Raw genomic sequence first — 15423 nt, 5'->3', positions numbered from 1 at the left:
GACTCAAGCTCCCACCGTAAATAGGCCTCTCGGGCGGAACAGAAGAACGATCGCCATCAGCAGATAGATACCCATGGACGCAATCCCCACACCCAGAGCGTCGGCTTCGGCCCCTGCCATGAAGTGGCGCAGAATGGAAGGCAGAAAGGCGCGCAGGCAGGTATCGATAACACCAAGTGAAATACCGGCGATGAATGCTCCCTTAATCGAGCCGACGCCGCCGATAACCACGACCACGAAGGTGGCAAGCAGAATCTGCTCACCCATACCGACCTGAACGGCCAGGATCGGCCCAGTCATGAAGCCCGCAAGGCCAGCGAACGCCGCGCCTAATGCAAACACCAGCGTATAAAGAAGACGGATATCCACGCCGAGCGCACGCACCATATCGCGGTTCGTCGATCCTGCTCGGACCAGCATACCGATCCGAGTGCGGTTGATGAGCAGATAAAGACCGCCAGCAACCAGCAAACCGGCCACAATAATGAGCAGTCGGAACGGCGGATAACTTAGACCGGAAAAAAGCTCGATCGGCTGAGAGAGTGATGCCGGCAGCTGCGTGAAAATCGGCTGGCGACCAAAGATCAGCACGGTCAACTCATTGAAAATCAGAATAAGCGAGAACGTCGCAAGCACCTGATCCAGATGGTCACGCTGATAAAGCTTACGCATGATGCCAAGCTCGATCACGATGCCGGCAATCATGGCTCCCAGAATTGCGGCAGGCAGACCAAGCCAGAAATTCCCCGTGTGCACGGCCACCCATGTGCCGATGAACGCGCCGATCATATAGAGCGAACCATGAGCGAGATTGATAACGCCCATAATCCCGAAGATCAGCGTCAACCCTGCTGCCAGAAGGAACAACATGACGCCGTAGAGAAGGCCATTCAAAAGTTGCTCAAAGATGAGTGTCATTGGACGAAACGACCTTCATAAGAAATGGAAAGAAGCATGGCGCGCACTTTCGGGCGCGCCGAAGGATTGTTGTCAGAGTTTGCACTCTGCAGAATAGGAATCACCGTAATTTTCGATCAGCTTCTTCTTGATCCTGGTCGTCGGATTGCCATCCTCACCCTTAACGACATCAAGCAGATACCAGTCCTGCAGGGGATGCTGGTTAGGACCGAAGGCAAAGTTACCCCGGACTGACTGGAAATCCGCCTTCCGCAGAGCTTCGCGCACAGCATCGATATCTTCAACGCCACCGGTCTGTTTCAATGCCGAGGCAATCAGTCGGGCCACATCATACCCTTGCGTGCCGTAATAGGTCAGGGGCCGGTCGGGATAAGCAGCCTTCCACTTTGCCACGAGTTCCTTGCTCGCAGCATTGTCGAAGTCCGGGCTCCAGTGACTGGTGGCCAAGAGTCCGATTGATGCATCACCCAACGATTTGAGGATCACGGCATCGCTGGACGGTTCTGAAAGAACCATGGGAATCTTGCCGAGAAGACCGGCTTGCTGGTACTGGCGCATGAACGCAATGCCCATACCGCCTGGATGAAACTGGAAGACCACATCTGGATTGGCGGCGCGTATCTGGGCCATCTCTGCCGAATAGTCGGTCTGATCGAGCTGGGTGTAGATTTCACCTACAACTTCGCCCTTGAACCGGTGCTTGAAGCCCGCCAGCGCATCCTTGCCCGCCTGGTAGTTCGGTGCAAGAATAAAGACACGTTTGAAGCCTTCCTGCTCCGCAGCGATGCCCGATGCCTCATGCAGCGAGTCATTTTGCCAGGAAACAACGAAGTAATTGGCATCGCAACCCTTACCTGCCATGCTCGATGGCGCGGCGTTGGCGCTGATATAGATGCTGTCATTGTCCACGATATCCGGCACCGCCGCGCCGGCTACATTCGAGAAAATAATACCTGTAAACAGTTTGACGCCATCTTCAGACATGAACCGCTCGGCGATCTGTCGTCCGTTTCCGGGCTTGGCCGCATCATCCTCGACCTTTAGTTCGACCGGCACGCCGCCAAGTTTGCCGCCTTCTGCATCGATAGCAAGCTGCATACCATCACGCACGTCCTGTCCGAGATATCCACCCGGACCTGATAAGGTCGTTATCACACCAATCTTGACCGGTTCAGCAGAGGCGCCCGTTGTCAGCCCAGCCAGTAGGCTCATCATCAGGAGTTTCTTTTTCATTTCATTTCCCCGTGTCTTTTTATGCTTCTGCATAGACGCCCGGCAGTTTTGCCGGGCGTGCCTATCAAAGCGCGACCCAGCCTTCAGGCGGGTTCTTGCCTGGATGAATGGTTTTGCAATGTGGGCAGGTCCGCAGTTTCTCATCATTGTAGAAAGCAGCGTAGAGCGGCGGCAGATCATCGACGATGGATTCAAGGTCCACCTCGGCTCGATGAACCAGACCGCTGCATTCGAAACAGTACCATTCAACCGCATCGAGAACGCCTTCAGGACGAGCTGGTTCGATCACCAGACCGATCGACCCTTCCTGCGGACGCTGCGGTGAATGACGGACATGCGCCGGCAAAAGGAAAATATCACCTTCACGGATTGGCACATCATAAAACTCGCCCGTGGACGTATCATGCAGCTTCAGCAGCATGTCGCCCTTGAGCTGATAGAAGAACTCCTCTACCGGATCGTCATGGTAATCGGTGCGCTTGTTTGGGCCACCGACGACGGTGACCATCAGATCCGCATCTTTGAACACCAACTGATTGCCGACAGGCGGCTTCAGCAGATGTTTATGTTCATCGATCCATTTTTGAAAATTGAAGGCGCTTAGTTTTGTCATTCTTGTTCCCCTTTTCGGTTCGATCAGGATAGTTTGAGACCGCAGCTATCAAATGCCTCCCGGATAGCCAGTTTTTCGACATCGGTCAGTTCAAGCATCGGCGCACGAACAGGTCCACCAACCTGACCAAGCAGCTCCTGCCAGTATTTTTGATGCGAAGTGGGTTTTTCAGCCGGTCGCGTCGACTTGAAGGCATGGCGGACAGGTTCCAGACTTTGCCAGACGGCGCGCGCCTCAGTGGCTTTGCCCGCAAAGGCCAGATCGGTATAATCGCGCATACGGCGATCAACCTTGGTCTGCAGCGTGTAGGGCGGCGAAGAGCAAAGATAAAGCTGCCAGCCGAGCTCGAGAATATTGTCCAGCCACTCGTCTTCCGATGCCGTCGAGACGAGAATGCGGTCGCCTGCAAGTTCCGTGAGCTTGCGATACATGTCGCGCGGGACCGAATATTTGATCGCGACGACCGTTTCGATGTCGGCCAGACGATTGCAGAGCTCAGGGCTCATCAGATAGCCGCTATCGGGATGCGACCAAAGCGCAAGGCCGATATCCACCTTCGAGGCGATTGTTTCATAGTAGCGTAGCAGTGTTTCATCCTGCGCGCGTAGGAAATGCAGAACCGGCGCATGGACGACGATATAGTCGGCGCCGCTGGCCTGCGCATGCCTGGCCAGATCTATAACCACATCCATGTTCTGGTCCGAGCAGGACATGATTGTCTGCGCCTTGTCACCGACTGCCGAGACAGCCAGATCGAACATGCGCTTGCGCTCGTCAACCGACATGGAGAAGAATTCGCCCTGCTTTCCCGCGACGAAAAGTCCGTCAATGCCCAGATCGTTGATCCAGTGGTCGACATTCTTGCGAAAGCCGCCTTCATCGATCGATCCGTCCTCGTTGAAAGGCGTGTTTGCCGCAGCCCAGATACCGCGCATCGTAGCGCGCGAATGGGCCTTGGCGTTCTGACGGTCATACTTCATCGGAATCCTCGCTTCGGGGGCGGGTCACTCCATACCCGCGTCTTCCTGATCGAGCCTGACTTTCTTTCATTCGGGAAGTCTTGTAAGTAGAATATATTCATAAACAAAAACTCATAAGTGAGCCGATGCGCCCCACTCTCCGCCAGATCGAATGTTTTCAGGCCGTGGTCGAACTGGGAAATTTTTCCCGCGCAGCCGAGCGCGTCAGGACGACCCAGGCCAATCTTTCCCACACCATCCGCGATCTGGAGACGGTGCTGGATACGCGTCTGTTCGACCGGACGACGCGGCGTGTCAGCCTGACCGATGCGGGGCGTGCCTTTGCCGAAGGCGCACTTGCCGGTCTTGCCGAAATTGATCGCGCCGCCGAAGTGGTGCGCGATCTGGGGAAGTTGCGGCGCGGTCAGGTCAGCATTGCCGCCCCGCCATTGCTGTGCACGACAGTGCTTCCGCGTCTGGTTCGCCGTGTGGCCGATGAACACCCCAACCTCGTCATCAAGATCGAGGATGTCGGGCCTGAAATCGTCATCGAACAGGTTCGCAACGGGCGTTGCGATCTGGGCGTCGGAACTTTTTCCGGTGAAGACTCAGACGTTGAAAGCCAGACGGCACTACGCGATCAGCTGATGATTTTCGTTTCGCCCGATCACGACTTCGCCGGATATGAGCAGGTCGGCTGGTCCGAACTCGACAATCAGCCGATCATCACGCTCACGCAGAAGAGCAATATCCGGCTTTTAACCGAAATCGGCTTCGAACAGGCAAAACTGGCACTTCGACCGCATATGGAAGCCAACCAGATTCATACGGTACTGTCACTGGTGGAGGTCAATGCTGGCATCGCAGTTCTACCCGCCTATGCTTTCACCGCCTTGCGTGGTCGCGGCATCGTGGCCCGCCCCCTGACGGACCCCGCCATTGTACGTGAGGTGCGCCTGATCACGCCTCGTGACCGCGAACAATCGGCAGCCACCGTCGCTGTGCGTTCGATCTTACGGAACCTGCTTCGCCAGATGATCCCCGAAATTCCCGGAACGGGCAGCGCGAGCTAGGGTCTTTTGAGCTTGCTTCACGAGCCTTTGCGCGCTCATATAAAGCTGCACCGCTGTTTAGAATCATCTGAAAAAGTCGATACTGAACAACACACCGCCGAAGGTCGGTCGCGTCGCCAGCAAGGGAATGCAGCCTCATGAATACATACGGAAAACTATTTTCAGCCGCGCTGGTCGCGGCTGCGCTCAACAGCACGGCAGTTGGACAAGTCTTTGCCAAGACATTGATCTATTGCTCCGAGGCATCTCCTGAAATGTTCGATGCTGCGCAGACGACATCCGGCGCCGTGTATGACGCATCGGCGCGCAATGTTTCCAACGGGCTTATCAAGATCAAGCGCGGCTCAACGGAGCTGGAACCCGGTCTCGCGGAAAGCTGGGACGTTTCTGCCGATGGCAAGGAATATACGTTTCATCTGCGAAAGGGCGTGAAGTTTCACACCACAAGTTTTTTCACTCCGACGCGTGAATTCAATGCGGACGATGTGATCTTCACGTTCGACCGTCAGGGAAACAAGGACAATCCTTACTACAACCAAGGCACCTGGCCGCAATTCGGGGCCTATTCCTTTCCTTCGCTGATCGAGAAAATCGAAAAGATTGACGATCATACCGTCAAGTTTGTGCTGACGCATCCTGAAGCAACCTTTATCTCGACGCTGTCGCTGACATTCGCTGTCATTCAGTCCAAGGAATATGCCGACAAGCTCGTCGCGGAAGGCCGCATTGCGGAGTTCAGCCAGCAGCCCGTCGGAACCGGCCCCTATCAGTTTGTCGCCTATCAGAAAGATAGCGCCATCCGCTATCAGGCCAATCCCGATTACTGGGCAGGCAAGCAGAAGATCGACAATCTCATCTTTGCGATCACGCCGGATGCAGCCGTACGCTATCAGAAGCTGAAGTCGGGCGAGTGCCACGTCATTGCCGCTCCCAACCCTGCCGATATTGCGGAGATGAAGAAAGACCCGGCCGTCGAAATGCTGAATAAGGAAGGTTTGAACCTGTCCTTCCTCGCATACAACACCCAACAGAAGCCGTTTGACGATGTGCGCGTCCGCAAAGCGCTGAACATGGCGGTCAACAAGGCTGCGATCATCGATGCAGTCTATCTGGGCTCGGCAGTCGTTTCGGTCAATCCGCTGCCGCCAAGTGTCTGGGGCTACAACAAGAACGTCAAGGATGATCCTTATGACCCCGAACAGTCGCGCAAGTTGCTCGATGAAGCGGGCGTCAAGGACCTGAAGATGAAAATCTGGGCCATGCCCGTGCAGCGGCCCTATATGCCGAACGCGCGCCGTGCGGCCGAACTCATTCAGTCCGATTTCGCCAAAGTGGGCGTAACAGCAGAAATCGTCACCTACGACTGGGGTGAATACCTCAAGCGTTCGCTGGACAAGGACCGCGACGGCGCCGTTATGCTTGGCTGGACCGGCGGCATTGCCGATCCCGACAATTTCCTCGCAGCACTTTTGAGCTGTCAGGCCATCGGCAGCGCCAATCGCGCAAACTGGTGCGATCAGGATTTCGAGAAGCTCATTCAGACAGCCAAGCTGACCACCGATCAGGCAGAACGCACCAAGCTCTACGAGCAGGCGCAGGTCGTCTTCAAGGAACAGGCTCCCTGGCTGACAATCGCCCATCAGATCGTCGAGCAGCCGATCAGCAAGAAAGTCAAAGACTTCCGCATCGATCCCTTCGGCGGCTATCTGTTCGAAGACGTCGACATCGAGGAATAAACCCCGTCCCCGCCGGTTCGACAACTGGCGATGAATTCCGGGTAGCGGGCATAGAGCATAATCCGACCGGAGTGAAACGAGGATCGATAAGATTATGCTTTGAAAAGAAAAGTTTAGAGCGCCGATCTGATTCAATCAGATCGAAACGCGCTCTAAGCGCCCGCTATTCTTTTTTGGTGCTCAGATGAAATCCGAGCCAAGTTGACCAATAGAGCATTTTCAATTTAAGCCGAATTGCTGAAAATACTCTATCTATTTGTTTTTACGCATTATCCGACGCAAAACCGCTTCGCACTTTTGCTGGAAATGCTCTAGCCGAGACAATAAGATGGATATCGTAGACCGCTTTCTAGCCTATACCCGCATCAACACCACCGCTGTGCCCAATGCGGGCCAACTCCCGTCGAGCGCGGGACAAACCGATCTCGCAAAGCTGCTCGCTAGCGAAATGCGCGCCATGGGCATGGAAGTTGAAGAGCGCGATCATTCGATCGTTGTCGGCACGTTGCCTGCCAATGTCTTGAATGCCGATCGGCAGTATCCGACGATTGCATGGGTCGCCCATCTCGATACGTCCAGCGAATATACGACCGACACCCGCGCTCATGTGGTCGATTATAAGGGTGGGGATATCCTGCTCAATGAAGCGACCGGCGCCGTCATGCGGCTTGCCGAATTCCCCGAGCTGGAACGCTACGTCGGGGACAGGATCATCGTGACGGACGGCACCAGCTTGCTGGGTGCCGACAACAAATCCGCCATCGCCGAGATCATGCATGCCATGCAGATCCTGACCACTCACCCCGAAATCGAGCACGGCACGGTCAAGGTCGTTTTCGTTCCTGATGAAGAAATCGGACTGCTCGGAGCCAAGGCGCTCGACGTTACTTCCCTGAAGGCCGATTTCGCCTATACGCTCGATTGCTGTGCGGTTGGCGAAATCGTGTATGAGAACTGGAACGCAGGCGAATTTCGCCTGACCTTCAAAGGACAGCCGGCCCATCCGATGTCAGCCAAGGGCAAGCTGCGCAATGCCATTCTCTATGCCCAGCAATTCATTGCAATGATGCCGGGTGGCGAACGCCCGGAATATACGGAAGGCACTGAAGGCTATTATTGGGCCAAGGGCATTCAAGGGACCGTTGCCGAGACAAGCCTGATTATCGATATTCGCGATTTCACGAAGGACGGTTACGAAGCACGTCGTGCCTTTATCGAAAACCTTGCTCAAAGTTTCAACCAACTCCATGGCGACGGCACAGTTCACGTGGACTACAAGGCCGTCTATCGCAACGCTGCCGAAAGCCTGCAAGGCGAGAACCGTTATCCGGTCGTGCTTGCCCTTCAGGCCATGAAGGCCATAGGCGTTTCACCGACGCCCCTGCCGATGCGTGGCGGTTATGACGGTGCGGTGCTGTCGGAAAAAGGACTGCCATGCCCCAATCTGTTCTGCGGCGCGCACAACTTCCACTCGATTTACGAGTTTCTGCCGGTCGGTTCGCTCAACAAAGCCTCAGAAATGGTCATCGAAATACTGAAGAGAGCACGAATCACCGACAAAAGCGCTGATTGATCTAACCCAAACGGAACATTGAGGAGACGTGACGTCATCTCGTCTCCTTGCTTCTTGTCTATGTCCTCGGCTACCGCCAGAGTGGTTCCTTTTTAGTATCCTATGGCAGCGCCAGCGACGGCACGGCTGTCGATAGCACCATAATAGCGGTTGTCGCCGCCCTTTTCGATGGCCGCCATATCCTTGCCTCCGACAAGAATGCCTGCCGCCTCACCCCAGACCGGCCAGTCATGGTCCTCACCGACGGTATAGCCCATGCCGGTCAGCAGCCGGATCGTATCCGGCGAAAGCGCATTCGCCTCCGTGTAGACCCGGTCAGGCAACCACTGGTGATGGATGCGCGGAGCGTCAATCGCTTCCTGAATGTCCATGCCGTGGTCAATGACATTCATGATCGCCTCAAGTGTGATCGTGATGATGCGCGAACCGCCGGGGCTGCCTATGACCATGAATGGTTTTCCGTCCTTCGACACGATGGTCGGGCTCATCGAGGAAAGCGGTGACTTGCGCGCTTCGATGGCATTGGCTTCACCCTGTATGAGACCGTAGAGATTGGCCACACCCGGCTTGATGGTGAAGTCGTCCATCTCGTTGTTGAGGAGAATGCCGGTGCCTTCGGCCACCTTGGCCGTGCCGAACGATCCGTTCAGCGTATAGGTCACGGCGACCGCATTGCCGTCCTTGTCCACGATGGAATAATGCGTGGTTTCGTTGGACTCCTTGAATTCGGCTGGCTTCAGCGCCTCGCTGACACCGGCGCGATAAGGATCGATACGACTGCGGATTTCTGCGGCATAGGCCTTGCTGGTGAGCTTCTCGATTGGATTATCGATAAAATCGGGGTCGCCCAATGCCGTGTTGCGGTCCACATAGGCGTGGCGCATCGCTTCCACCATCAAACGCGTGGTTTCTGCCGAGCCGTAGCCCAGATAGGAGATCGGATAACCCTCAAGCACGTTCAGGATTTCGCAGATGATCAGCCCACCGGAAGAAGGCGGCGGCGATGAGACGATGTCATAGCCGCGATAGCTGCACTTGACCGGTTCCAGCTCACGGACCTTGTATTGTTCAAAATCGGCCTTTGCGAGAATGCCGCCATTTTCCTTGCTTGATTTGACGATCAGATCGGCAATATCGCCCTGGTAGAAAGCCGATGTGCCCTTTTCCGAAATGGCCGAAAGCGATTTCGCCAAATCCGGCTGAACAAGCTTCTCGCCCAAGCCAAGCGGCTTTCCGTCTTTCAGGAAGATTTTCGCAGCAGCCGGGTCTTTCGCCAGTCTTTCATTGCCATCGGCAAAGGAGAGAATATCACCCAGCTCGAGCGTGAAACCGTCCTTGGCAAGTTTCAGTGCCGGGTCGATCAGCTCCTCGCGTTTGCGACTGCCATATTTTTCGCGTGCTTCCTCGAGGCCGGCCACCGTACCTGGCACACCGATGGCGAGATAAGTTTCTGTACTGGCTCCCTCGATGGGATTACCATTGTTATCCAGATACATGGTCTTGGTGGCGGCTAATGGCGCACGTTCGCGAAAATCGAGAAAAGTGCTCTTGCCATCCTTGAAGCGGATCGTCATAAAACCGCCCCCGCCCAGATTGCCCGCAGTCGGATAAACGACTGCCAGCGCATAGCCGACCGCGACAGCCGCATCGACGGCATTGCCGCCGTTCTTCAGCACATCAATACCGATCTGCGAGGCGAGATGTTGGGCCGTAACCACCATGCCGTTTTGGCCTTCCGCCGGGGCTGGTGATGCCGCGTAGGCCGAAGGCAGATGACCAGCAACGGCAATAGCAGCGGCAAGGGAAAGCGATTTCAGTCTGTAATGCTGCATGTCTTTCCTCCCATGTGTTCTCCCGAATGGGAGCTCAGGCAACAACGTCCGCAATATCTTGCACAAAAGCAAGCGTGAGAAATTCTGTTTAATCGAGGTTGCGGTTAGAACTTCAAGCGGTAATAATATGCAGTATTCGGTTCAGATATTGCCAACGTTGCAACTGAAACCCAAGATGGGGCTGGCACCGAACGACTGCACGTCAAAGCCAGAGCCTCCACCAGCTTCCACCCGAGCCACATGCCCCTTCGGGCTGTGTTCCAATTCCATTTCAACTGGTGCAATCTCACCATGCAGGGGAAATCCATGACCTATGCTCAATGTGCTTGCGGAAATCTTAGAGTAACGCCGCATGGGCCACCACAATTGACGGCACTGTGTCACTGCTTCGCCTGTCAGCGACGGACAGGATCGCCGTTCAGCGCTAATGCTTTCTATGCATCAGATTGCGCTGAAATTTCCGGCACATCGACTGAATTCGTTCGGACAGCCGAAAGCGGGCGCAAGGTCCGGATGCATTTCTGTCCAAACTGCGGCTCAACCGTTTATTGGCTGCCCGAAGCTGCTCCCTCCGTGATCGGAGTGGCAGTCGGTTCGTTCGCCGATCCGGCTTTTATAACACCCACACTATCTGTATTCGAGCAATCGAAACATGAATGGGTGCTCCTTGATGAAACGATGGAACATTTCTCGCGCTTGCCGGATCGCAAATAGCCACAACCCGTTAACGTTGCAATCTTCGCATTTTGCTCCGATTTGGTAAGCCTAACGCCCAATTGTGAGCTATATTTTCAAGCGAATTCTGAAACAGGCTTTCATGAAACCTGCTATCAGCTTGTTCCAGTCAATCTCCGATCGGGGGCGGAACCGGCAAGACAAAGATCAGCCGTTCCACCACATTCGTCTCTGGCGCGGAAGCAAAAGCAGAGACTGTCATCGTCAATCGCGAGAATCTCATACATAGCCATAGCCGCGGACGTTTTTTCACGCATATGACTGGCTGTTTGCGACGTACAGTCTAGCGCAATTGAGTTGAGCGAATTTTGCGAGCGGTTGCTTGCAATAGCGTGAAAGCCTCAAAACGCCTGTCGTGCCATTTGGCTCGCCCGGCATCGGGCCTGTTCACCTCCCCAAGTTCCGACATGGAAAGCATTGCTGAAGCAAGATCAGGGTAAGCACCCGACGCCAGCGCACCCAGCATGGCAGAGCCGAGCAGAACAGGTTCCGGCGACGTTGAGGCGGCGATGACAAGGCCTGTCGTGTCGGCAAGCACCTGTCGCACCAGATGCGAACGCGCTGCTCCGCCCGAGACGACGATAGTGTCTGTCACGATGCCCTTTGCCTTCTGCGCCTCGACGATCTGTCGCGCACCATAGCCAAGGCCGCACAGCCCAGCGAGATAAAGCGCCGTCAGGCTGTCGATTCCGGCATCAAGGTCCAGCCCGGCAATGATCGCGCGCGCATCGGGATCGGCGAACGGTGCACGATTGCCGAGGAACTCCGGCACAACATGAATGTCACCGATGATGGCAGCCGCATTTTCAACACCCCCTCTAGCCTCGACTTCGGCTGCAAGACCGTCAGCCAAACCCATGCCTTGAGCTACCGCCATCTTTTCGGCTTCGATCGCAAAAGGATGCATGTGGATCAGGTGATCAATAGCAGCACCCGCTGCCGACTGGCCACCCTCGTTGAGCCACAGACCCGGCACCATCGCGGAATAATACGGACCCCAGACACCATCCACAAAGACCGGCTGTTCGGTGGTGGTCATGGTGCAGGCCGACGTGCCGAACACATAGGCCATGCGTGATAATATCCGGCCTTCCGAACCACGCGCTCCGACAGTGCCTATACCGCCTGCATGAGCGTCGATCAATCCGGCGGCAATTGCTGTCCCCGGCATCAGGCCAAGTTCTGTCGCAGCCTGTTCGCTCAAACCGCCAAGTTTCTCGCCACCCGCGCGAACGTCAGTACCGATGCGAACGAAACTTTCATCCGCCAATTCGCCAAGGCCGACTTCACGGAAATAAGCCTCGTCCCAGCGCTTTTCATGACTGAGATAAGTCCATTTGCAGGTAACAGTGCAGGCCGAGCGGGCAAGACTGCCGCAGGATTTCCATGTGAGAAAATCGGTGAGGTCGAAAAACTGCCAGGCAGCGGCGAACGTTTCCGCCTTATTTTCCTTCAGCCACAACAACTTCGGCGTTTCCATCTCGGGAGAAATGGTGCCGCCAACATAGTCAAGTACCTTGGCGTTGGTCGCGTTGATCCGCTCTGCCTGTTCGACGGCGCGATGATCCATCCACACGATGATATCGCGCTCAGGATCGTTGGATGGCCCTACGGCAAGCGGCTTGCCCCCCTCACCCAATACGACCAGCGAGCATGTCGCGTCATAGCCAATACCGGCAATGTCGGCCGAATTGACACCGGCAATCCTGACTGCTTCGCGCACGCTTTCGCACACGGCCTGCCAGATATTGGCGCTCGACTGCTCGACAACGCTGCCGGCTTCGCGCCAGATGGTGATATCGCGCTTGGCCGAAGCAAGCATGGTACCGCTGGCGTCAAACAGACCGGCGCGGGCACTACCGGTGCCGACATCGACGCCCAGATAATAACTGGTCATGGTCGCTCCCATTTACAGATCAAGGCTCTGCGGAAGGATGACCAGATCGCGAATGGTGATGTTGCGCGGGCGCGTCAGCATGAACATCACGGATTCCGCAACTTCCTTCGGCTCCATCAGACTGCCATTGGCGAGCGCTTCATCGAGCTTGGCCTTCGGCCAATCACTGATGAGTGCGGTCACGACTGGGCCGGGCAAAACGCCGCCAACGCGGATTCCATGCGGGGCAACTTGACGGCGAACCGTGTGCACGAAAGCCTGAACGGCATGTTTGGATGCCGTATAGATCGGCTCCCAGATCACCGGCACGACGCCTGCAACGGAGCTGGTCATGATAATATCGCCAGTCTTGCGTTCCATCATATGCGGCAGCACCGCATGAATGGTGCGAAAGGCCGCGTTGATATTGAGGTTCAACATGCGGTCCCAGGCGTCTGGATCGCCTTCCCACAGAGGGCCGCCAATATAAGCGCCGGCATTGGCGTGAAACACGTCCAATTGGCCGGCCTGTTCGAGAATCTGCGGCATCATGGTGGCGACGGACGCCGGGTTGAGCAGATCAATGACCAGAGGCCTGGCCTTGTCGCCAAGCTCTGCGCATTTTTCCTTCAGCGCCTTCTCGTCACGGTCGACGAGAAACACCATCATGCCCGCTTCGATCATATGCTTTGCACATTCGAAGCCAATGCCTGAGGCAGCACCAGTTACAGCGCCAACTTTTCCGTTGAGATCCTGAGCCATTTTTCAGTCCTTAAAGTTTTAAGCGCGACCGTGCGACTGGCGCGAGCGGCGGGCAAGAGAATCGACGATCACCGCGATTGCGAGCACTGCGCCTGTGATCATGTAGCGAAGCGAAGACGACAGATCGAGCAGGGTTAGACCGCTGGCGATCGACTGGATGACAATAATGCCGAGCAGAGCCGACCAGGCGCTGCCGCGGCCACCGAAAAGACTAGTGCCACCAATGACAGCTGCCGCAATGGCATTCAGGTTGACGTCACCGGTGCCCGCCTGCTGACTGGACGATGCCAGACGAGATGCTGCCAGGATGCCACCGGCTGCAGCAAGAACAGAACAGGTCATGAAAGCGGACATATAGATGAACTTCACATTGATACCGGCACGGCGCGCTGCTTCACGATTACCGCCGACCGCCTGCATGGCGCGCCCCCATTTTGTGCGGGTAAGCGCATAGTTCATCGCGATGACTAGCGCCACGAAGAGGCCAAACATCCACGGCACACCGCGCGACTGGTTAAGGTAGAACACCGCACCACCGACAATGATCGTGATGATGATGGCTTTGAGCGCGATCCCAACTGACGACGGTGTCGACAGACCGGCTTCGCGGCGACGCTGCGCCGAACGAAAACCAGTGAAGAAAATGGCAAGCCCGGCAATCAGCACCAGTGCATAGGAAAGCGGACGCGGCATCACCAGAAGTTGGCCGAAGCTCACGAGCCACGAGCCGTAAGGCAGATTGATTGAGCCCGTATTGCCAAGGAGGTAAAGCTGAAGGCCAAGCGCTGCCAGCAGACCGGCCAGAGTTGAAACAAAGCTTGGCATGCTGAAGCGGTTATAGAGAAATGCATAAAGCAGGCCGATCAGCGCGCCAGCACACAGCGCCGCCAGCATCGCGATCCCGACAGGCCAGCCGTGATTGACCCAGAGCACGCCGACGATAGCCGAAGCCAGACCGCTGACCGAACCGACCGAAAGATCTATTTCGCCCAGCATCAGGATGCAGACGATACCGAGTGAAATCACACCGATGGTCGAGCAGTCGAACAACAAGTTGACGAGGTTGTTGCTCGATAGAAAGACCGGGTTCAACGTCTGGAAAACGGTCCAGATGATGATGAGACCGACTATAACCGGCAGCGATCCAAGATCGCCCGACCGAACACGATCAAAGAAACTGCGCAACGCGCCTGAAACGCCTTCATCATGGCGCACCCGCGTATCCTGGCGATCAAGAGGGGTATTTCCGGTTGCCTGGTTCATTATGCTTCTCCCCGATCATGGGTCTCACCGGCATCATGCTGCGCCTGACGCCGTTCGGCGCGGCGGGAAACGGAATTGCTGCTCGCGCCAGTAATGGCTGCGACCAGTTCCTCATTCGAGGAATCCGGATAAAAAACACCATTATTACGGCCAAGCCGCAGAACGACGATGCGGTCTGCCACCGCGCGCACGTCTTCCATATTGTGGCTAATCATCAAGACGCCGAGCCCGCGGTCACGGACACGCTCAATAAGATCGAGAACTTCAGCCGTCTGTGCGACACCCAGCGCGGCCGTCGGTTCATCGAGCATGATTAGCTTTGGATCGAGCAGCAGCGAACGCGAGATCGCAACCGTCTGGCGCTGGCCGCCTGAAAGAGAGGCGACGGGCTCACGCACGCTCGGAATACGTGCGGAAAGCTCGTTGAGAAGCTTCCAAGCCTTGATTTCCATCGACACTTCGTCGAGGCGGTAGGGGCTCAACTCACGGCCAAGGAAGATATTGGCCACGACATCGAGATTTTCGCACAGCGCCAGATCCTGAAAGACCGTCGCAATGCCGAGGCCGAGCGCATCACCCGGCGATGAAAGCGTAACCTTCTCGCCATTGAATTCGATTGTGCCCGATGTCGGCTGGTGGACGCCTGCCAGCGTCTTGATGAGGGTGGACTTCCCCGCGCCGTTGTCGCCGACAAGGGCGACAACTTCGCCCGGAAAGACTTCCAGATCGATATCGGTGAGCGCTGAAACGGCGCCGAAATTCTTGGATATGCCGCTTAGGCGCAGCACTGGTTGCCGCGACGACGTAGCGGCTTTGTGATCTTGGGACATGTTTGCTTTTTCCCTGGGTG

Annotated in this window: 13 protein-coding genes and 1 pseudogene; 5 read left to right on the top strand and 9 right to left on the bottom strand. The window is 56.0% G+C overall.

The genetic code is table 11. The features are described 5' to 3' along the window. Positions 1–3: 3 nt before the first annotated feature. The 4 genes from FIB18_RS16275 to FIB18_RS16260 form a co-directional block, all read right to left on the bottom strand. Positions 4–918 carry a branched-chain amino acid ABC transporter permease gene (locus FIB18_RS16275; RefSeq protein ID WP_140021700.1) on the bottom strand — a complete coding sequence of 305 codons (915 nt, stop codon included), beginning with the start codon at positions 916–918 and terminating at the stop codon, positions 4–6. A 72-nt stretch (positions 919–990) separates the two neighbouring features. Next, the gene (locus FIB18_RS16270; protein WP_140021699.1) at positions 991–2151 is read right to left on the bottom strand and encodes an ABC transporter substrate-binding protein; all 1161 of its coding nucleotides are present in this window, start codon (positions 2149–2151) and stop codon (positions 991–993) included. Between the two features lie 64 nt (positions 2152–2215). Then, on the bottom strand, positions 2216–2764 hold the full coding sequence (locus FIB18_RS16265; protein ID WP_140021698.1) for a 3-hydroxyanthranilate 3,4-dioxygenase: 549 nt from the start codon (positions 2762–2764) through the stop codon (positions 2216–2218). A gap of 23 nt (positions 2765–2787) precedes the next feature. After that, positions 2788–3744 carry a dihydrodipicolinate synthase family protein gene (locus FIB18_RS16260; protein ID WP_140021697.1) on the bottom strand — a complete coding sequence of 319 codons (957 nt, stop codon included), beginning with the start codon at positions 3742–3744 and terminating at the stop codon, positions 2788–2790. Positions 3745–3869: 125 nt separating this feature from the next. Between FIB18_RS16260 and FIB18_RS16255 the strand changes: the two genes are divergently transcribed. The 4 genes and pseudogenes from FIB18_RS16255 to pepT all read left to right on the top strand — a co-directional run bounded on the left by FIB18_RS16255 (position 3870) and on the right by pepT (position 8105). Beyond that, on the top strand, positions 3870–4796 hold the full coding sequence (locus tag FIB18_RS16255; RefSeq protein ID WP_140021696.1) for a LysR family transcriptional regulator: 927 nt from the start codon (positions 3870–3872) through the stop codon (positions 4794–4796). Between the two features lie 137 nt (positions 4797–4933). Then, positions 4934–6532, top strand: coding sequence for an ABC transporter substrate-binding protein (locus tag FIB18_RS16250; protein WP_140021695.1), 1599 nt, complete (start codon positions 4934–4936; stop codon positions 6530–6532). A 50-nt stretch (positions 6533–6582) separates the two neighbouring features. Continuing rightward, a pseudogene (locus FIB18_RS25460) lies at positions 6583–6687 on the top strand (invasion associated locus B family protein); the annotation flags it as partial. Between the two features lie 173 nt (positions 6688–6860). Next, positions 6861–8105 carry a peptidase T gene (gene pepT, locus FIB18_RS16245; protein WP_140021694.1) on the top strand — a complete coding sequence of 415 codons (1245 nt, stop codon included), beginning with the start codon at positions 6861–6863 and terminating at the stop codon, positions 8103–8105. Positions 8106–8197: 92 nt separating this feature from the next. On the opposite strand, the gene ggt is transcribed toward pepT, so the two are convergent. After that, complete coding sequence (gene ggt, locus FIB18_RS16240; protein ID WP_140021693.1) at positions 8198–9937, bottom strand: gamma-glutamyltransferase; 1740 nt, start codon at positions 9935–9937, stop codon at positions 8198–8200. Between the two features lie 306 nt (positions 9938–10243). Here ggt and FIB18_RS16235 point away from each other — a divergent pair, with 306 nt between their 5' ends. Further along, the gene (locus FIB18_RS16235; RefSeq protein ID WP_140021692.1) at positions 10244–10651 is read left to right on the top strand and encodes a GFA family protein; all 408 of its coding nucleotides are present in this window, start codon (positions 10244–10246) and stop codon (positions 10649–10651) included. A 304-nt stretch (positions 10652–10955) separates the two neighbouring features. On the opposite strand, the gene FIB18_RS16230 is transcribed toward FIB18_RS16235, so the two are convergent. The 4 genes from FIB18_RS16230 to FIB18_RS16215 are packed head-to-tail and all read right to left on the bottom strand — an operon-like array spanning position 10956 to position 15403. Then, the gene (locus FIB18_RS16230; protein WP_140021691.1) at positions 10956–12569 is read right to left on the bottom strand and encodes an FGGY-family carbohydrate kinase; all 1614 of its coding nucleotides are present in this window, start codon (positions 12567–12569) and stop codon (positions 10956–10958) included. Between the two features lie 12 nt (positions 12570–12581). Beyond that, complete coding sequence (locus tag FIB18_RS16225; protein ID WP_140021690.1) at positions 12582–13310, bottom strand: SDR family oxidoreductase; 729 nt, start codon at positions 13308–13310, stop codon at positions 12582–12584. A gap of 18 nt (positions 13311–13328) precedes the next feature. Continuing rightward, a complete protein-coding gene (locus tag FIB18_RS16220; protein WP_105543664.1) occupies positions 13329–14573 on the bottom strand; it encodes a sugar ABC transporter permease in 1245 nt (414 codons plus the stop codon). Continuing rightward, positions 14573–15403, bottom strand: coding sequence for an ATP-binding cassette domain-containing protein (locus tag FIB18_RS16215; RefSeq protein ID WP_140021689.1), 831 nt, complete (start codon positions 15401–15403; stop codon positions 14573–14575). The genes FIB18_RS16220 and FIB18_RS16215 overlap by 1 nt, the downstream gene beginning before the upstream one ends. Positions 15404–15423 lie beyond the last annotated feature (20 nt).

Origin of the sequence: Brucella pecoris (genome assembly GCF_006376675.1) — a bacterium.
GTDB lineage: Bacteria > Pseudomonadota > Alphaproteobacteria > Rhizobiales > Rhizobiaceae > Brucella > Brucella pecoris.
This window is presented reverse-complemented; position numbering and strand designations above follow the sequence as displayed.